The organism is Methylophilus sp. (assembly GCF_035460085.1).
Lineage (GTDB): Bacteria > Pseudomonadota > Gammaproteobacteria > Burkholderiales > Methylophilaceae > Methylophilus.
Genome location: NZ_DATHWZ010000048.1, coordinates 22218 through 40672, shown reverse-complemented (window position 1 = coordinate 40672; position 18455 = coordinate 22218). Strand labels below are relative to the sequence as shown.

The 18455-nt window shown below is 47.0% G+C and carries 15 protein-coding genes; 3 read left to right on the top strand and 12 right to left on the bottom strand.

The window, feature by feature from the left end; genetic code table 11:
* Nucleotides 1-4: 4 nt before the first annotated feature.
* From rluB to VK958_RS07430, 3 genes are all read right to left on the bottom strand, one after another.
* Complete coding sequence (rluB, locus tag VK958_RS07440; protein WP_325240311.1) at nucleotides 5-1105, bottom strand: 23S rRNA pseudouridine(2605) synthase RluB; 1101 nt, start codon at nucleotides 1103-1105, stop codon at nucleotides 5-7.
* A gap of 155 nt (nucleotides 1106-1260) precedes the next feature.
* Nucleotides 1261-2949, bottom strand: coding sequence for a single-stranded-DNA-specific exonuclease RecJ (gene recJ / locus VK958_RS07435; protein WP_325240309.1), 1689 nt, complete (start codon nucleotides 2947-2949; stop codon nucleotides 1261-1263).
* A gap of 23 nt (nucleotides 2950-2972) precedes the next feature.
* On the bottom strand, nucleotides 2973-3890 hold the full coding sequence (locus tag VK958_RS07430) for a hypothetical protein (protein WP_325240307.1): 918 nt from the start codon (nucleotides 3888-3890) through the stop codon (nucleotides 2973-2975).
* 291 nt (nucleotides 3891-4181) lie between these two features.
* Between VK958_RS07430 and VK958_RS07425 the strand changes: the two genes are divergently transcribed.
* On the top strand, nucleotides 4182-6287 hold the full coding sequence (locus VK958_RS07425; protein WP_325240305.1) for a putative bifunctional diguanylate cyclase/phosphodiesterase: 2106 nt from the start codon (nucleotides 4182-4184) through the stop codon (nucleotides 6285-6287).
* A 140-nt stretch (nucleotides 6288-6427) separates the two neighbouring features.
* Here the strand turns inward: VK958_RS07425 and VK958_RS07420 are convergent, their stop codons facing one another.
* The 5 genes from VK958_RS07420 to VK958_RS07400 all read right to left on the bottom strand — a co-directional run bounded on the left by VK958_RS07420 (nucleotide 6428) and on the right by VK958_RS07400 (nucleotide 10513).
* Nucleotides 6428-6922: a hypothetical protein gene (locus VK958_RS07420; RefSeq protein ID WP_325240303.1), complete on the bottom strand. Its 495-nt coding sequence runs from the start codon at nucleotides 6920-6922 to the stop codon at nucleotides 6428-6430.
* A gap of 3 nt (nucleotides 6923-6925) precedes the next feature.
* Nucleotides 6926-7114 (bottom strand): hypothetical protein, encoded by a 189-nt coding sequence (locus tag VK958_RS07415; protein ID WP_325240301.1) that lies wholly within the window; start codon nucleotides 7112-7114, stop codon nucleotides 6926-6928.
* Nucleotides 7115-7460: 346 nt separating this feature from the next.
* Entirely contained in the window at nucleotides 7461-8165 is a 705-nt protein-coding gene (locus tag VK958_RS07410) for a Crp/Fnr family transcriptional regulator (RefSeq protein WP_325240299.1), read from the bottom strand.
* Between the two features lie 590 nt (nucleotides 8166-8755).
* Nucleotides 8756-9490, bottom strand: coding sequence for a Crp/Fnr family transcriptional regulator (locus VK958_RS07405; protein WP_325240297.1), 735 nt, complete (start codon nucleotides 9488-9490; stop codon nucleotides 8756-8758).
* 369 nt (nucleotides 9491-9859) lie between these two features.
* A complete protein-coding gene (locus VK958_RS07400) occupies nucleotides 9860-10513 on the bottom strand; it encodes a PEP-CTERM sorting domain-containing protein (RefSeq protein WP_325240295.1) in 654 nt (217 codons plus the stop codon).
* 927 nt (nucleotides 10514-11440) lie between these two features.
* Here VK958_RS07400 and VK958_RS07395 point away from each other — a divergent pair.
* On the top strand, nucleotides 11441-12640 hold the full coding sequence (locus VK958_RS07395) for an EAL domain-containing response regulator (protein WP_325240293.1): 1200 nt from the start codon (nucleotides 11441-11443) through the stop codon (nucleotides 12638-12640).
* Between the two features lie 214 nt (nucleotides 12641-12854).
* On the opposite strand, the gene VK958_RS07390 is transcribed toward VK958_RS07395, so the two are convergent.
* Entirely contained in the window at nucleotides 12855-15263 is a 2409-nt protein-coding gene (locus tag VK958_RS07390; protein WP_325240291.1) for a catalase, read from the bottom strand.
* Nucleotides 15264-15438: 175 nt separating this feature from the next.
* Nucleotides 15439-15909: a hypothetical protein gene (locus VK958_RS07385; protein ID WP_325240289.1), complete on the bottom strand. Its 471-nt coding sequence runs from the start codon at nucleotides 15907-15909 to the stop codon at nucleotides 15439-15441.
* A 175-nt stretch (nucleotides 15910-16084) separates the two neighbouring features.
* On the opposite strand from VK958_RS07385, the gene VK958_RS07380 reads away from it, so the two are divergent.
* Complete coding sequence (locus tag VK958_RS07380; RefSeq protein WP_325240287.1) at nucleotides 16085-16264, top strand: hypothetical protein; 180 nt, start codon at nucleotides 16085-16087, stop codon at nucleotides 16262-16264.
* A gap of 2 nt (nucleotides 16265-16266) precedes the next feature.
* On the opposite strand, the gene VK958_RS07375 is transcribed toward VK958_RS07380, so the two are convergent.
* Entirely contained in the window at nucleotides 16267-16884 is a 618-nt protein-coding gene (locus VK958_RS07375) for a DUF4230 domain-containing protein (RefSeq protein WP_325240285.1), read from the bottom strand.
* Between the two features lie 263 nt (nucleotides 16885-17147).
* A complete protein-coding gene (locus VK958_RS07370) occupies nucleotides 17148-18308 on the bottom strand; it encodes a mechanosensitive ion channel protein MscS (RefSeq protein ID WP_325240283.1) in 1161 nt (386 codons plus the stop codon).
* Between the last annotated feature and the right edge of the window lie 147 nt (nucleotides 18309-18455).

Genomic DNA, 18455 nt, shown 5'->3' with positions numbered 1-18455 from the left:
CCTGTTAACGTTTTCTGGCACCTGGCTTTTTAGTGCCAGTGTTCGCACGCGCATTCTGGCGTGAAGCCTGTTTTAAGTCTGAATCCTGACGAATACGGCGCGTACCAGGTGGTGGCGCAGGACGCGCAGGCTTTTCCGTTGGTGCCGCGCCATTGGCAGTTTCAAGCAAACTGCGACGCTGCTTGCGTACTTTAGGCACAAACACACTAGTCGCGCGGTCTTTTTCACGCGGGCTGAGTTGCTTCAGTGGTTTGTTTGGCACCGGCAGTCCAGCCCATTCCAGAACGCCAACCACCTGTTTTTGTTCTAATTTAAGCATGGTGCCGCGTTTGAGGCGTGGCGGTAGATTGATCGGGCCGAACCTTACGCGCATCAGGCGACTGACTGGTAAGTGGAAAGCTTCGAACAGGCGGCGCACTTCTCGGTTACGGCCTTCTTTAATGACGACCTGATACCATTTGTTCACACCCTCGCCGCCATTGGCGTGAATGCTCTCAAAATTGGCCGGGCCGTCTTCCAGTTCTATACCTTGCTTGAGTTGTGCCATCTGGTCTTCAGTCAGTTCACCCAGGATACGCACTGCATATTCGCGTTCTACTTCATAGCGCGGATGCATGAAATGGTTGGCCAGCTCACCTGAATTGGTGAATATCAATAACCCGCTGGTGTTCATATCGAGGCGGCCAATGGCAATCCACTTACCTTGTTTGATCTTGGGCAGCTTATCAAATACAGTGGCGCGCCCTTCCGGGTCATCCTGGCTGACAAGTTCACCTTCTGGTTTGTGGTAGAGCAATATCTGCGGCAATTCAAGTTCAAACGGCAAATGCAGGATGCGGCTATCAAGACGGATAACATCGTGCTCGTCAACAGTGGCGCCCAGCACTGCAACCTGGCCATTAATGGTGATACGGCCACTCTCTATCAGCGTTTCCATATCGCGCCGCGAACCAAAGCCTGCCAGCGCCAGCAATTTATGCAAACGATGCCCTGCACGTGCGGGGCTTGCCGAATCTTCGCCTTCCACTTCCATAACGGGCGCCGGGGAGACGGCTGGACGTTTTGCGGGGGAACCTGGTTTAGGTGTTTTAAATGGACGCGCCATGCTTAACCTCTTGAATGAAGGCTGTATTTTACCGTATTTAAGAGCTTCGCCCTAAAGCTAAATCATGGCGGACTTGAAACCTGAACTGAAAACCTGGCTGCTAAAGATTGAAAGCGCTGCATACCCCAGGCAAATTTACTTTGCGTGGGGTGGTATCAAACACTGTCGGCATGTATCACTTGTAATTGCAGGTTTCTGGAGCCATTGAATTCGTTGATTTGTAATGCATAAGCCAACGTCACTTTTTCGGGCAACAAAGTGGCCTGCTGGAAATAGATCGCCTCAAATTGGGCACCGTGTTTTTGTAGACGCAACTTGAGGTGTTTTTCGCCTAATATGCGCTGCTGCACAACCTCAAAGTCATCATAAAACAAAGGCGGTGGAAACCCCTGCCCCCACACTTGTTGACTGAGGATCTCAGCGTTTTGCAAGGTCATTTCCTGTATTTCCAGGGCACCATCGGTTTCCAGCACTTGCTGTAAGATCTCTGCAGTTATCAACTGCTGAACGACCTGTTCAAACACCTGTTGGAAACGGGGAAAATCATCGGCACGTATGCTCAACCCGGCCGCCATCGCATGGCCGCCAAATTTAATGATGAGATCCGGCTGTAATTTGGTCACCAGATCCAGTGCATCGCGCAAATGCAACCCTGCTATCGAACGACCGGAGCCTTTGATCAAGCCATCGCCAGCATCCGCAAATGCGATTACCGGGCGGTGAAACCGTTCTTTAATACGGGAAGCAAGAATACCTATCACACCTTGGTGCCAATCCGGCTGGAAAACGCTGATCGTATACTGGCTATCCTGAAAATCCTGCATCAGGTCAGCCATCGCATCCCATTGCATCTCTGCTTCGATCTGTTTGCGCTCGGCATTCAGCACATGCAATTGCTGCGCATATAGCATAGCCTCTTGTGGCGTTGCTGCCAGCAGGCAACGGATACCAATGGTCATATCGTCCAGCCTGCCGGCGGCATTCAGGCGCGGACCGACATAAAAACCCAAGTCTTGTGCACTCACTTGTTCAGGATTACGCCCGGCGAGCTTAAGGATCGCCAGAATCCCCGGGCAAGCCTGCCCCTGCCGGATACGTTTTAAACCTTGCCGTACCAGGATGCGGTTGTTGGCATCCAGTTTTACAAGGTCAGCCACAGTGCCCAATGCCACCAGGTCCAGCAAACTGCCAAGATGGACTGCTTCTTCCGCCAGCAACCCGCGTTGCTTGAGCTCGGCACGCAAGCCGATCAACACATAAAACATCACGCCTACCCCAGCCAGATGCTTGCTGGGGAAATCACAGCCGCGTTGATTGGGATTGACGATACAGTCTGCCACCGGTGTTTGCTCTGCCGGCAAATGGTGATCGGTGATCAACACTTGCAACCCTAATGTTTTTGCCGCGAGTACACCATCGATACTGGCGATGCCATTATCTACCGTTAAAATCACATCCGGCTGTTGCCTGGCGGCCAAAGCCACGATTTCAGGCGTTAACCCATAACCATATTCAAACCGGTTGGGTACTAAAAAGTCTACCTGTGCACCCATCATGGCTAATCCACGCATGGCAACACACGTCGCCGTGGCACCATCCGCATCATAATCGCCAATCACCAGGATATGTTTCTTTTCCTGGATGGCATCCGCCAGCAACCTGGCCATCTCGGCGCAACCTGTGAGCGCTTGTGGCTTAAGCAGGTGTGGCATGTCCTGCATGGTCCAGTCATCTACGGAAACCGTCCTGGCAGCCAGTAACCTGGCCAATAAATCAGGTAGTCCCTGCGCCTGCAAGGCCTCAAATGATGCTGTAGAGTAGGGTCTTTGCTGAATTTTCATCATTGATTAAAGGCTGGCTAGTACCATCAGATGGCCTCAGGTAATTTGGAGGTTGGTAATGAGGCTTCCAAATGCGCAAACAAACTTTCCAGGGTGTAGGCTTTACGCCAGAATTGCCAGCGATAGCTCTTTTTACAGCTGATCCGCACACTGCGCTCGGCAATCGGCAGTACTATTTCAAGCTGTGTCAGTCTACCTTTTTGCCATGCGTGAGAAAGCATGTTCCAGTCAACCTGATCGGCCCGGTCAACCACCATCATTGCAGGTGTATGCGATTGGGCAAACACTTCTGCCATAGATAGCTGTTTCGCTGCGGGTAGCTGGCACGCACATAAGCCATCGAATACGTCACCCACGCCACAAATCATTCGCGATTGATGCTGCCATTGCGGCAACTCCGGCACGCTGGCAAACCATAAGCTGTTTAGCTGTGCCGGCCAGGTTGGCAAAGTATTTTCACTGGAGAGTTGATGCAGCAGCATCTGTATTTCATTCATCCACTGGCGCACGAGTGAGGCATGAACGCCTTGTGGTTGCCACTGGAAAGCTTGTTGATATAAACAGTCTTGCGGCCAGGGACACTGCACATCAAGTTGACGTAAAGGGGCTATCCACCAGAGTCGCTGTTCTGGTGCCGGGTGCACCATGAAATCCTCTTGAAAATGCTGCTGCAAGCGCTGGGTCAGATAGGCGTACACTTCTGCCGATAGCCTGATGGTGCCCTGTAAGGAAAATGTATCCCGCTGCAAACCCAGATGCACAGGCAGCAGGCACAAAACAGCCATATCTCTTAACGCATCCTGGCGGGCACGCAGTATCGCTGACACCGCCGATATACGAGGTGTGGTTTTAACGCCGGCATGCATATTCTCGATGTGTAAAACTGAAAATAGCGCAGTCAACGGAGTGGCTGCGCTTACTTGCCAGTCAGCGTTTAACAGCATGGGGCACTGCCCAATGAGCCACTGTACTAGAGCGGGCGTTTCGGTGGCAGCATCGGAGAGATAATCTGTGATATAAATTTGCTGTATCATGGAAAAACAAATACACTCTTTTTACAAAAACAAGCCAACAATTTGCAAGCCATGCATCATCAGGCGCTAAAAGTTTACTGTTGGAATCTTGTGGACTTATACACGAATTAACGGGGGATGTCATGACATTAGCACTACCCATATGCGATAATCATCATCGCGAATTCCCCTCCGTGTTGAACTGACAAACAACCCGCAACCATGCAATTTTTCCAGCAATTAAGTATCCAGTCCAGATTATTGTTATTAGTAATCGCGCCGATATTTACCCTCTCCTGCTCTCTGCTGATGCTGGATTTCAAAGAGCAACTGCAACAAGATGAAGAAAAGCTGAGCCAGCATGCGCTGACCACTGCAAAATTCCTGTCAGCGGTGGTACACAACCAAACGGACCTGCATGGCCGTCCCTACATTGAACGCCTGCTCAAGGCCAGCCAGCTAGATCGTGAACCCTATCTTTCCCTGATGATTGCCGATTCTAACAATCGTCCGCTGGCACAACTAGGTGCTTCGTTTGTAGTGGGTGATTCATTACCCCGCCAGGACGCCATCGTGATGCAACAAGCCACGCATGATGTCACCATGGTCAGAGTCTTTACCAGTGAACCTAAGCATGCCTTGCTGGGATTTGTGTTTGTTGCCATCGATAAAGCTGCTTTGATCGAAGACCACCGGCAGGCGTTTATCAGGAATGTAGGTTACATCACATTCGGACTGATGCTGTGTTCAATACTGGTGTATTGGGTCAGCCGCTCCATTAGCCAGCCAATTCGCGAGATGACGGCCGCACTGAAGCGCTTTGTGGTGGGTAACCAGCACATCAGCCAGGTGAAAAATACCCTGCCTGAAATTAACTCGCTGCAAACAACAATCAATGAAATCTCGAGGGAGATGCAGCATGTCGAAGCGGATATGCGTCATCGTATCCAGGATGCACAGGCGCAATTACGTTATCAGGCAAGGCATGATGCATTGACCGGGCTGGTGAATCGCCAGGAACTGGAAAGGCGTCTGCAACAAGCATTGGAAGACGTCAAGCAGCACCGCGCCAATCACGTCTTCTGCTACATGGATCTTGACCAGTTCCGCGTCATTAACGATACCTGCGGCCATCCTGCAGGCGATGAAATGCTGAGACAGATCAGCATGATCCTGAGTCAACGCATTCGAGCTGAAGATACATTTGCGAGGCTTGGCGGTGATGAATTCGGCTTACTACTCAGCTATTGCCAAGTTGAAAAAGCCATTGAAATCGCCGCTCAATTACGCCAAATGGTCGAAGCATTCAGGTTTATGCATGAAGGCAGATTGTTTCATACCGGCATTAGCATAGGGATTGTTGAAGTCACTGCCGACCTTAAAGACGTAGGCCAGATTACCCGCCATGCTGATGCCGCCTGTTATGTGGCTAAGGATAACGGTCGCAACCAGATACATTTATTCCATCCTGAAGATGATGTGCTACTCAAGCGGCATGTGGAGATGGAGTGGGTATTGCGCATTAATGAGGCGATAGAACACAACGATTTTGTACTCTATTGCCAGGGCATCTTCCCCATGCAGAAAAAAGAGTTGCCACCGTTCTATGAAATCCTGATCCGCAAGCGTGATGAAAATGGCGGCATTATCCCGCCTGCGGAATTTTTACCGTCAGCTGAGCGCTATCAACTGATGAACAAAATCGACCGCTGGGTCATTCAGCATGCATTCATGGCATTGCAACCCTTGTTTAGGTCGCAATCCATAAGCAAACCGTTTATCGTCAGTATCAACCTGTCAGGCATGTCTTTGGGCGATCCCACCCTGCTGCCCTATATTAAAAACTGCTTTGCTACTTATGAAATCTCACCCAGCCATGTGTGTTTTGAAGTAACAGAAACATCAGCGATCATCAATATCGACAACACCATTAAGCTGATTACCGAACTGAAGCAAATGGGTACCCGCTTTATGCTGGATGATTTTGGCAGCGGCATGTCCTCGTTCAGTTATCTCAAACATTTACCGGTAGATTTCCTCAAGATGGATGGCGCGTATGTGAAAGATATCACCATCAATAAAGTGGACCTGGCGATGGCCAAAGCCATTCAAAGTGTGGCAGAGTCCATGGAAATTCAGACCATCGCTGAATATGTGGAGGATCAGGCCACCCTGGATTGCCTGAACGAAATGGGCGTAGCATATGCGCAGGGGTTTTATCTCAACAAGCCAACACCACTAAATGAAGCCATCGCCCGCCATACGGCCGCCATCAATGCTTCACAGTTATCCACCAATAAAGCAATGACTACTGACATCACGGCTTAAATCCATTTGAATTTAAGCCTCGCGTTAATGAATCACAATTTAATGCCAGGCTATTCACATATTGCAAGACGCCTAAACTTTCTCACAATCAGGCAACCTCAAATCACCTCCACATCCTTGACCCGTGATTGAGTACTCCGCTACTCTTTAAGAAAAGCATCAGGGCTGTTGCCATTCTGGATATACAAGTTAATCAGACTACGCCTGCTAGCATCTCCACACTGCTGAAAATGAATAAGGTAGGACTTACCTACCTGGATAAGTTTATTTGCACTACGGATATCATCAATTGTAAAAATCGCCTCTTCGCCTATATTTGTGTGGACATCCAGTTTGGCACCTGACCAGCTGAAATGAATAGAGTCAATGGAAATGCCACTTTCACTGTAACGAACTCCCTGGATATTAGTTTTAATTACATACTGCTGACATTCAGGCAATATTTCATCCATATTCACAAGTGCAATCATCATGACGGGCTTTGCATTTGCTTTAGTGAAATCATGTTGTAAGGTCGATCTGATCACTTTTGCACTATCACTGGCCGCCAGCGCTTGTGTTGAAATAGGTAATGGACACAGATAAGCGCACAGCGCCAGGCAGAGACCGATTCTATAGTTCTCAAATGCTTCCATGAATCAGGCCCCGATCAGGAACAGCATAAGAGACATGATGGCAACAGGTACAACTACTACAACCGCACCTGCACCGACTAAAAGTGCTGCCCTGGAAGCAGCTGTTTTTTGAGCTTTAAAAGAATCAATGTGACTCATTGGATGAGGTATGTGCGCCGTTTCTTCCTGTCTTGATAGATTCAGTTTTGCCATGATCATTCTCCCAAAATGATATTGCAGTATTCCCCTGCGCATCGAAGAATTCAGTCTGATAACGTACGCAATTTCCCCTATTTTTAAAGCCAGGAATGCCTGCATCCTCTGACTTCCAGCAGGAATCATAAAAAAATTTCAAAAATTTGGCTTGCTGAATAGAAAAACTGAAATGAGCGGACTTTTAATCATGGCGTCATGATGCTCAGTCAATAAACCAATCGTTTCTTGCAAGTATGAAGGTGAAATCAAGACGGCTCTGTTTTATCTTGATTAGGCAAAGAAAATCTAGAAACAGGTTAAAGCAATGGCGCCTGACTGGCGTTGATGTATGTTTGCAAATGACTCAATGGCTGCTGAACGCAAGTTCATACATTTGCTTATCGATCTCATAGCAATGACAGGCTTTTTGCAGCAGCGCCAAAGGCTTTAGAATCTCGATCTGACCCCGGCGGTAATGCAAGACTTTGGCTTGCTGTAATTTATTTGCCGCATGGTTGATGCCTGCACGACGCACGCCCAATAATTTTGCGAGTAAATCCTGGGTCATAGAAAGCGTTAAGGTATGCAGTCGATCGCTGTAACTGAGCAGCAAGCGAGCAAGACGCTGTTGCACGTTATGCATGCCATTACAGACAGCCGCCTGGGCATATTGCACATTTAGCATGGCGACATATCTATCCAGACAAATGCCGATCTCTTTGTCACTCAACTTCAGGGTATATATATGCTGTGCGGAAACGCGTAGTGCTGTGCCTTGTGCAAGCACCATGGCCGAATAAGGCATAGAGTCAACACCAAATGCCGTCTCCACGCCCAATACCCCCTCATTGCCGATCAAGGCAATGGCTAATGGCTTATCAAGCGCATGCTGCAGGATTAAAGCAATGACTCCACTAGTTAGAAAATATGTGTATTCGATGGCAACTCCTGGCACGTTTAATTGCTGTCCGAGCGCTAGATCGACCCAGACGCCATGCTTCATCAGTTGTTGTTGAGAGTGGTGGTCCAGTTGATTTGTTAACCTGTTCGCAATAAGGGTACGTTCCATTCAATAAAACTAGCATATGCCCAATGCGCCGTATGTACGCCTGCACACACGTTGGCCCCTGTTTCATGTTTTGCATTATGTATGCCAGCAGGCAGTCTGGCCTTGCGCAATAGAAGATGCTGATCAGTCCGCACTACCACGTAAAGGTCCATATGTTTATAAAACAGTCACCTGCTTTCAATGTATTTTATACATTCACTCCATTTCGACTGAAAAAGCCACTAGTAAAGGCCGCGATCAGCACACAAAAAAGAGCATTTAAAGTCAGGCTGAATAACTTGCCGCCACAACATGATTTGAAACCTGCCGGCACACATGGGTTAAATGAAGCCATGCATGGTGTGGGGTATGGCGCTGGGGTCGGATGACTGCTTGGCTTGTATGTATTGTTCTACCCGCTGTGGGTGACAGTATCACCCGCCTGGTACACGCATGCGCAATGGTATGTAATTATGGGCATCACCACACTCAGTATGCTGGCATTAGGATGTGGCGCTGCTGTCGTTGGCGCTCATGTATTGAACAGTAAATGCGATAGCGGAAAATTACTATTTCGAGGAGGCTAAAGGTAAAACTCTAAAGGTAAAACTTTAGTGGCGATGATTTCTTTGCATATCTGGGAGTAATCGATCAAATTCATTTTTCACAACCTGATAACATTCGCAGACGGTCTTTTCCAGCTTGGGCCGATCCAACACCCGTATGTTCCCTCGAGAATACTCTATCATACCCGCACGTTGTAATTTGCCTGCTGCTTCAGTAACGCCTTCACGTCGCACTCCAAGCATGTTTGCAATCAACTCTTGTGTCATGTGCAGATCATTAGCAGACAATCTGTCCAGACTCAGTAATAACCACCGACACAATTGTTGTTCAATAGAGTGATGACGATTGCATACGGCAGTTTGTGTCATTTGCGTGATGAGGGCCTGCGTGTAGCGCAATAGCAAATGCATCATTGGCCCTCCCCGCGCAAATTCATGTTTTAACAGACTGGCGCGCATTCTATAGCCCTCTCCCGCACTTTGCACGACAGCATGACTAGGCGTCGTTTCGCCTCCCATAAACAATGCAATACCTAATACACCCTCATTTCCCACGATCGCAATCTCAGCGGAAGCCCCACTCTCCAGTACATATAATAATGAAACGATAGATGTGGTAGGAAAATAAACATGCTGTAGCTGTCCACCGGATTCGTATAACGTCTGACCGAGCGACATAGAGACATGTTCAAGCATGGGCTGAATTCGCAAGTAATCGGACTCTGGCAGTGCCTCCAACAAATGATTTTGTTGTGGTTGTGGAGTGGGTGAACTAACCATATTCCGCCCTTAGCCTAAATTTCACATCATAGTACACCTTACCTGTATGTTATGTTCGATAGCGTACATTAGCTACCTCGAGCGGGACTGTCGCAGATAGTGTTTGTTGCCGTATTGTTGTACCAGTTTATGATTGATAACATCCATATTCGGGATTGAAAGCATCAAGTTACATCCTTTTGCAGTATCAAGTATTTGTAATAATCAATCCGATCAGGCTAACCTGCCAACTGTCATACATAATTAAAGCAAGCATCATGAGATAACGTACATATCTGCTGCATGGTCATCATCCCCCCTAATCGAAAAACGCCATTTGCATGGCGTTTTTCGATTAGGGGCAACATCACAAGTAAAAACCACTCTTTTCTAACTTTTCCTTGAGCGACGCGCACCAATCAAGCCCATTAATCCCAGCCCGGAAATTACCATCAGACTAGTAGAGGCTTCCGGTACAGCAGTTGCAGAAGCAAATGCCACCGCATTTGCCCCTATGCCATTCGATATCACAAAGTTTCCGGCCTGATAGCTGGTGGCATTGGTACGAATAATCTGGATGTAACTGTTAGTGCCTGGTGTGATATCTCCCATACCTACCGGTGCAAACTCAAATCCAATGACACCGGCTAGCGAACGGTCCGCATAGTTAGAAGTGATGTTGCCGTTTGAAAATATTCCAAAGCCAGTGGCAGTCTGGTAAACGTCCACATTTGTTGCGCCCAGGCTGCTAAAGTCAAAGCCAGTAAATCTATGGATCCCATTCTGGGAGCTTTCATCATTGTTGAACTGGTAGTAAAAATCCAGCCCCGTTGCCGTCTGATAGACAGCCGTGTGGGCAATACCGTTCCAACTTAAATTACTGATAGCCGTAGTCGCACTATCAAGCAGAGTGCCTCCAAAATTACTGGCGACAACATCTACATTGACGCCTGAAGCATTTGTCGGGAGAACGGTCGCCTGGGCATTACTCATCAAGCCTGTCAGGGCAAGCGTCATGAAAGAAAGTTTGGTTGCTAAATGCATATTGAACTCCTTAATGATTGGGTAAATGAGGCAGAGCAACATACCAGGTGGGCCATTGCTCTGTTATCCATGATTGCTGATTGAAATAGGGATTTCTGTACGCTGGAACACGTAGCAAAAAAAGCGCTGTCATTAGTTTTTTGCTTGTATCAATCAAGATGAAAACCGGATTCGAGACGGCGATACAGATTGAGGTACAACGGGTGATTTTCTGGGATTTTATGTAGTGATCAACCGTGTGCGATAGCGTACAGACAGAGCTGTGAGGCTAGCGCAACATACGCTTGAAAAACGCTCTACTGAGGCGGCTAACAGGCCTGAGCATGTCGTGTCATGTAGTAGATGGTTTCAAAACACGTTTATCTCTTGTCTTATGGTTAACCCCACCCATATGAAGAGGGAACCCCGCCCTGGCGGGTTTTTTTTGCACACAGGCGCCGTAGAGCAGGCTGACATTGTTAAATGTGCTGAAGCCTGTGACTTCATCAAGGCGATTCGCCTGCTTGCACTTCATTCATACGCTGAATCCAGTTGATGATAACAATGAGGTTGGGAAGGATGCGGTAAAGCAAGCATTCAAAGTTTGTTTTACTTGCGAATTTACACTCTGGATTTAAAAGGCGACTCGCTGATTAACTCCTAACTGTTAGTCATTGTTTCTAACTAATGTGGCGGCCATTAACAAGCGGGCTCAAAGCATTGGCAATTCAAGTATCATACGTAAGAATATTCCTACAAAAATTTAAGTTTCTCTCCTATTAAATATTTATATAAATACTTTTAATATTCAACTTGAATAAATCCGTATTTTTATATGGCGAAATGTAGGTCTTTTAGACGCATGTGCATAAGTTGCGTTATATACCTGCTCATCGCCAAATAAACCCTATAGTTATTTATAAAGACTGTAATAGATAAGAGGTTGCAATGCAGGCGAAAACCTTATTAGTGCTGGACGATGATATAGACAGTGCAAATATCATTGCCAAAGAGGCTGAAGGTTATGGTTTTAAAGTAAGCATCATTGAATCTGCGGTGCTTTTTGTGGATCAGGTATCTGCTATAAATCCCTCTCATTTAGCCATTCATATCGAAATGCCTGAGTTGGATGGAACTGCATTGCTAGCGGATTTGGCGCAGTTGCAATGCACTTCGTCCATTATCCTGAGCAGCAGCTTTGGCACACCTGCATTAATTGCAGCACAACTGGCAGCCATCAAACACCGCCTGAATGTAAGAGGAGTGTTACCCAGACCTTTCAACCGTTCTTTTAATCATGTCATCCTAAAAAATATGCTTACTGACCTTGTCTCTGTAGATTTAGATTTGTATACGTCCACTACTGATAACGAAAGACAGTCATATGTGGTGGATGAAGCTGCTATTTTTGAAGCGATTTCAAACAATCAGTTTTTGCTTTATTACCAGCCTGTCTTAAACTTGCAGAATGGGAAGCTGGTTGGCTTTGAAGCACTGATCAGGTGGCGCCACCCTGAGCTGGGCATCCGATTACCGGAAACCTTTATTCCATTCACTGAAAAAACCGGGCAGATTGATCCCATCACCCACCAGGTGATTTTAATGGGGTTTGCCTTCCTCGCAAAACTCAAACCTGAGTTAACGTTGTCTATCAATATCTCGGCAAAAAGTATTAAAAACGATCACCTGCTTGAGGTGTTCAACCAGGCTTGCCAGAAGTTTGGCATCGACCCTAAAAGAGTGGTACTGGAACTGACAGAAACAGCTACCATGAACAATCCGGATGAGGCTGAATATGTCCTGTCACGATTAAGGGATCTAGGCTTCAGGCTGAGCATTGATGATTTTGGCACCGGATATTCTTCTATGGCGCAACTTGCAAGATTGCCCTTTACTGAACTCAAAATCGATAAATCTTTCGTGACCACCATGGAATCCTCTTCAAAATCCAGGAAGGTGATCGGCTCTACCATTGCATTGGCACAAAGCCTGGGGCTAACGACTGTGGCCGAAGGCATAGAAAATAGCCTGGCAGCGATTGGTCTAAGGGAGTTAGGGTGCCAGTTTGGCCAGGGCTATTATTTTGCCAGGCCGATGGATCAGGATGCTGCATTCCTCTGGATGCAAAACTGGCATAGTCAGTACTAATATTTTGCATCCCTGATCACTGGCTTTTAAGATTTTATACACCCATAAACGGATAGCCACTTCCAGGTCTCTGCACTCGCTGGTCTTAATTCACTTTGCTCAAATAAAATCGCCAGCCTGATAAGGGCTGGCGATTTCGATTTCATCTACTGGCAAACAATGGTCTTAACTAAACCGCATGCTTGATAAAATCAAGCCGAAACGACATTGAACATCAAACCAATGGCGGATCCGTTTCACGCGAATGATCTCTTGGTTTAGCGACTGTCATGAGAAATTGCTCGATCGATGCCAGCGTGGTGTCTTCTGCATATTCATTTGAAATGATCAACGCCGGATCTGCACTGCCATCTGGTAAAGTGGGCTGAATACCCGCTTTATCCAGCAGGCCTTTTGCGGGATTTGACACCATGATGGGTTTGCAGTGACGGTACTGGTCACGCAGGAACTCAACGGTATGGGCATCCATTGCCAGGTTGGCAACCGAACGTTCACCGTCAGCAATGACCATCGCATCAAACAGTACGCCAGGCATGGTTTCCAGCGTGGCTTCAACATCCAGCATATCGCCTTCCAGTGTTTCAATTTTGCCTAACTGAATGCTTAATACACGTGGCACACCGCCTTGTGACAGGATAGCGTCATACAAAGCATTCACGCTGTTGCCATTGACACCGTCAGCGGCCAGGATGGCAATACGCTTGGTTTTAATGGTGCCATCGCCAGGGTAAAAAGTTTCTGATAGCGCTGGCGAATCGTTTAACACCGGATAGCTGACGCCTTCAACCAAGGGCGCAGCTGATGGCACATCAATGCCTAAACCCTGAGCAACAGACTGTGCCAGCGTTGCATCTACGTTGACTAATAAAGACAACACCCGCTCGCGGATTGCAGGCACCTGCACACGCGTCAACTCAAAGCGGAATGCGCTAATGATGTGCTGTTTTTCCACTTTCGACTGGCTGTTCCAGAACAAGGTTGCCTGAGAATAATGATCGGCAAATTTTTGCGGATTACCCCTCACCTTATCTTCTGCTATATGTTCGGGAAAGCTTGTGAATCCTTGCATGCCTGCCTGGAATGGACAACCCCCACCTAAAGAGTTTGGCTCATAAGCGACACGGCCTCGCGCAATACTCTGCCTGTTAGAACCATCACGCTGGTTGTTGTGAATTTCCTGCAAGGGTGCATTGATCGGGATTTCATGAAAATTCGGGCCGCCTAACCGTGTTAATTGCGTATCCAGGTAGGAATGGATACGACCTTGCAGCAAAGGGTCATTGGTGAAATCAATGCCGGGGATGATATGGGCCGTACAGAAAGCGACCTGCTCGGTTTCAGCAAAAAAGTTATCCGGATTGCGGTTTAATACTAATTTGCCTACCGGGATCAGTGGCACTAATTCAACGGGTATCAATTTGGTCGGGTCGAGCACGTCAAACTCAAACTCATCTGCCTGTGCTTCGCTGAATAGCTGCAGCCCTAACTCCCACTCTGGATAATTGCCTGATTCGATCGCTTCCCACAAATCCCGGCGATGGAAATCAGGGTCTGCACCGCTGATCTTCACTGCTTCATCCCAGGCTAGCGAATGCGTGCCGGCTACGGGTGTCCAGTGGAATTTACAGAATGTCGATTCATTACTTTCGTTAATCAACCGGAAGGTGTGCACGCCAAAGCCTTGCATCATCCGGTAACTGCGTGGAATCGCCCTATCAGACATTTGCCACAGCAACATATGAGTAGATTCAGGCATCAATGACACAAAGTCCCAAAAGGTGTCATGCGCAGAAGAAGCCTGTGGCATCGCATGATGCGGCTCAGGCTTTACCGCGTGGACCAGATCCGGAAACTTCATTGCATCCTGGATAAAAAATACCGGGATATTATTGCCGACCAGATCCCAGTTGCCGGTGTCCGTATAAAATTTCACTGCAAACCCGCGAACATCGCGGGCAGTATCGGTGGAGCCCCGCTCCCCAGCCACGGTGGAGAATCGGACAAATACCGGCGTTTGCTTGCCTGCCTCATTAAAAGGCGAAGCTTTGGTATGTTCAGGGATAGGCTGGTAATTTTCAAAATAACCATGTGCCGCCGAGCCACGCGCATGCACCACGCGCTCTGGTATTCTCTCATGGTCAAAGTGGGTCAGTTTTTCGCGCAGGATAAAATCTTCCATCGCGGTAGGGCCACGCAACCCGACTTTTAATGAATGCTGGTTATCTCCCACCGCTACGCCCTGGTTGGTAGTCAGGACCCGCCCTTCCGAATCAACTCGCGAACGATCCAGATCACCTTTCTGCAGGTTTTCACCATCCGGCGGCCCTCCACCGGTCTTTTCATTGACGTTTGATTCGCTGACAGTACTCGCCCTGACCACCGCATTAGGCGCATCTGTGGTGGCTCCCGAAAAGGGACATTTTGCAGCTGAGCCATATTCGGAGGGTTTTGTGGCGTTAAAAGGAAAAGCGGCTGAAAGCTTATCCGACCCCGTAAACTTTTCAATCAAATCGGCAGGGACACTATTATCCAGGCCTGAATCAGGTGGCTCATGGGAGGATGGTCCTGAAACAGTTGATAAAACAGAACCTAATCCTACTTGAGTCTTCGCTTTTTTAGCCATGATATTTATTCCAATTTAATTGAGAGTGAGCATGGATTATCAGGAGATAGCGTGAAGGCGGTAATAAGTGCTGTCTTATTTTCCTGTAGGAGAATCATTTACTGGCAGTTGAAATAAAAAAACCCGCATGATGCGGGTTAATCTTCAATCGATTTATTAATCGATTTGCCAATGATCACTGAACATAATGATTAATTTCTTTTTCACTCCGGGCTGGCTGAGTGAAATCCAGCTTCATGGCTGACGGGTGAGCCTGCCAGGTTGAACCGGAGAAAGTGCGCAAACATCCCAATGGATTCGTCACGCTCATACCGCTCCCTTGCTTGCAAATATCAAGCGCCGCAGCCATACACCGGGCACCCAGTTCAAAACTAGCCCTGATCTTGTCCACACACACTGAGTCACCAAAAAACGGGCTCACTGCAGGGTCATCCATCTTTTGCTTGATCACATCATAAGCATTTAATTTTGAAGTCACACAGTCATTGAAAAGCGGAAGATTGCCTGCGACTTTGTGGTCATGGCAAGTATTTAACTCTTTAGAAAACAGCAGTTTTGACGACTTGGCAAACCATGCATTCTTTTCTGCATGGGCTGTTACCGTGATCAATAAAATAATGATTGCGAGATATAGCTTCTTTAACATGTAGTCACCTCAAACTGGCCCTGTCGTTTAAAACATAATGATTTGAGCGTTGAATCAAATGTAAACGGATAGGGATCTCATTCGTCTACATACATGCGAAACATTCTTGGCAAGAAACTTTGATTCACTTTTTAGATCGATGAGTAAAGATGCATTTTTTGAAAAAGGAGAAATCATGTTATTCCTTAAACTATTCCTGGTGGCAGCTTTCATTGGTTCGATGATCTGGTTAGTTGTTGATCTTGATTATAAATCCATCTCAGCAGTTATCATTACAGCCGGTTCACTATTAGCCATCCGGGTGAATGCGCATGCCCAGAAAGATAAACGCGAATTTGAACCTAACAAACATTGATATCATTCCCCGGACCAAAGAATATTGATCTGCCAGTCTGATGTATGTGTGATGAGTGGCAAGAGCATCGTTTCTGCGGATTTCTTGGCAGACAGGATGTAATCTGCACCTGCACACTGCCTTTCAATGTCCTTTTGTGCGATGGCTAATGCCTTATTCATCAACTCCGTTTGCCGATGACTATCCGCAATAATCTTAGAAACACCACTGTGATTCACCGCATAGAAATATGAACCAGTCTTTCCGACGCTGTGGTCGAGCCGTGCAGAGAGCACTTTCGGTTCAGGCAAAATCAAATCAACTGTCCTTTTATCAGTGTCTGAATGCTCATAGTGCGCCTGTTTCAGGTCAGCCCCAATCAGGCAATTACCTTTTGCGAGCAACAATACGCGTGTCGCACCAAATTCCAACTCCCAATTGGTTAAAGGAATATCCTGGGTGATGCGATCTTTTATATCAATGATGTTTGAGTAAGAAACATTCAGTGAGATCAAGTTGCCCATTTCCTGGACCTTCAGAATAGCCGGTGCCTGCGTTTCTTGTTCATTCACCTCGTGTACTGTCCAAAATGTACTTACAAGTAAAACCGCAATCACTGCCGAGGCAATTGTTTTTAACATGGAGATTCCTCTTAAATATTGATCACTCTTTATAGGCTAAGAATACTATATCGCTCTTTTGTATGGACTGAAGAAACGGCCGTGAATTCAGAAAACTGATCATACATGGATACATGATAGTTAACCTTGCAACCACTTATTGATAATCAACGAAGCCTGTAGCAGGCAATAAAAAACCCGCCGAAGCGGGTTTTTATGAATCATCACCAGGTTCCAGCATTAGCAAATGTTAGGAAGGTGATAAAACCATTGGCTTCACGGCATTAATGCCTTTGACTATTCTTGAGAAGATCAGTATTAAAACCAAACACCTTACCCGCCCAGATAAATACCACCCATACCAGCACGCCAAAGGGTAAATAGCCCGCAAAACCCAGTAATGGCATTTCAGCATAAATATGAATCACATTCACATAGGGAATATCGTAGACCCAGTAATTCGGATTGGTGACAGGTAATACTGGATGTGCGCTGCCGTAATTCCAAACCTCCCAGAAAAATCCGTTCACCAATGAACTCAGCGCCATGAGAAGCACCGGACTCCAATTGCCATTGGCGAGATCATTAAATGGTGTCCAGATACCACGCATCATCAATATGCCAGTGATGCCTATCAATGGCGCGATCCACATTGCCCAGAACAAAGGGTAAGGCCAGAACGGCACGGCGGCAAACAACACAAAACTCAGCGTCAACATCAGCTTTGCCGGAAGGGCCAGGGATGGGCCCTGGGAATATCGCCCCGCAATTTTAGGAAATGCATTCAGCAAGGTATACCACTCAAAAATGGCAGGCCAAACCGTGGAGTAGGCAAAAATAAAAATCCATACGATCGTGCCATGGCTTAACCCTGGGATATCGGTATTGGGGTAATACCAGTTTCCTAAAGCAAAATAATCGAAATATTCAAAGAAATACCAGCCACCAATCGATACAACAGCGCTGATCAGAAATGTTTTGGGGCGGCTTGCAAACAGTGAATAACCACCAGAATAGCGGAATGCCAGGCCATCGAGAACAAAGATAAATCCCCACCACATCGGCGTAAAAGCGTAATAAACCAAATCACCAAACGGTGTCGTGCGCGTCCACATCAACCACCAGAAAAACAGCGTGACAACCGCCCCCACCCAAAACCACCAAGGCAATGCGTGCAATGCAGGCTGTGGGGATGGAGTGACCGGCTTAAACCCGAACCATTGCGGGAATATTAAAAAAACAGCAAATGCTGCTTCTAATAATGCTACCCCAATAAAAACAATCAGATTAAATCCAGGCGGGTCTTCAACAAACTGAGGAGGGAAAATACCGAAACCCGGAGGCAGGTGTGTGGACGGATAGGCAAACCAGGACGCTGCTAACGGAATCAATAACATCGCCAAAACAGTCATCACCAACACGGAACGTGTCGAAGTTACAAACATAAATCCCCCTTGATTTTCAAACGATTTAGCTCAATGATGAGCCTTTATAGCTATTAATGAAAACACACATAAATAAAAATCATTTTAAGAAATAGCTCACTTTTACCCTGGCTGATCTACTGATAGCGATTGCTTTATAAAACCAGC

Bases quoted from the DNA above. Each gene is read 5' to 3' on its own strand.
- rluB (WP_325240311.1), bottom strand. From the start codon at position 1,105: ATGGCGCGTCCATTTAAAACACCTAAACCAGGTTCCCCCGCAAAACGT.
- recJ (WP_325240309.1), bottom strand. From the start codon at position 2,949: ATGATGAAAATTCAGCAAAGACCCTACTCTACAGCATCATTTGAGGCC.
- VK958_RS07430 (WP_325240307.1), bottom strand. From the start codon at position 3,890: ATGCTGTTAAACGCTGACTGGCAAGTAAGCGCAGCCACTCCGTTGACT.
- VK958_RS07425 (WP_325240305.1), top strand. From the start codon at position 4,182: ATGCAATTTTTCCAGCAATTAAGTATCCAGTCCAGATTATTGTTATTA.
- VK958_RS07420 (WP_325240303.1), bottom strand. From the start codon at position 6,922: ATGGAAGCATTTGAGAACTATAGAATCGGTCTCTGCCTGGCGCTGTGC.
- VK958_RS07415 (WP_325240301.1), bottom strand. From the start codon at position 7,114: ATGGCAAAACTGAATCTATCAAGACAGGAAGAAACGGCGCACATACCT.
- VK958_RS07410 (WP_325240299.1), bottom strand. From the start codon at position 8,165: ATGGAACGTACCCTTATTGCGAACAGGTTAACAAATCAACTGGACCAC.
- VK958_RS07405 (WP_325240297.1), bottom strand. From the start codon at position 9,490: ATGGTTAGTTCACCCACTCCACAACCACAACAAAATCATTTGTTGGAG.
- VK958_RS07400 (WP_325240295.1), bottom strand. From the start codon at position 10,513: ATGCATTTAGCAACCAAACTTTCTTTCATGACGCTTGCCCTGACAGGC.
- VK958_RS07395 (WP_325240293.1), top strand. From the start codon at position 11,441: ATGCAGGCGAAAACCTTATTAGTGCTGGACGATGATATAGACAGTGCA.
- VK958_RS07390 (WP_325240291.1), bottom strand. From the start codon at position 15,263: ATGGCTAAAAAAGCGAAGACTCAAGTAGGATTAGGTTCTGTTTTATCA.
- VK958_RS07385 (WP_325240289.1), bottom strand. From the start codon at position 15,909: ATGTTAAAGAAGCTATATCTCGCAATCATTATTTTATTGATCACGGTA.
- VK958_RS07380 (WP_325240287.1), top strand. From the start codon at position 16,085: ATGTTATTCCTTAAACTATTCCTGGTGGCAGCTTTCATTGGTTCGATG.
- VK958_RS07375 (WP_325240285.1), bottom strand. From the start codon at position 16,884: ATGTTAAAAACAATTGCCTCGGCAGTGATTGCGGTTTTACTTGTAAGT.
- VK958_RS07370 (WP_325240283.1), bottom strand. From the start codon at position 18,308: ATGTTTGTAACTTCGACACGTTCCGTGTTGGTGATGACTGTTTTGGCG.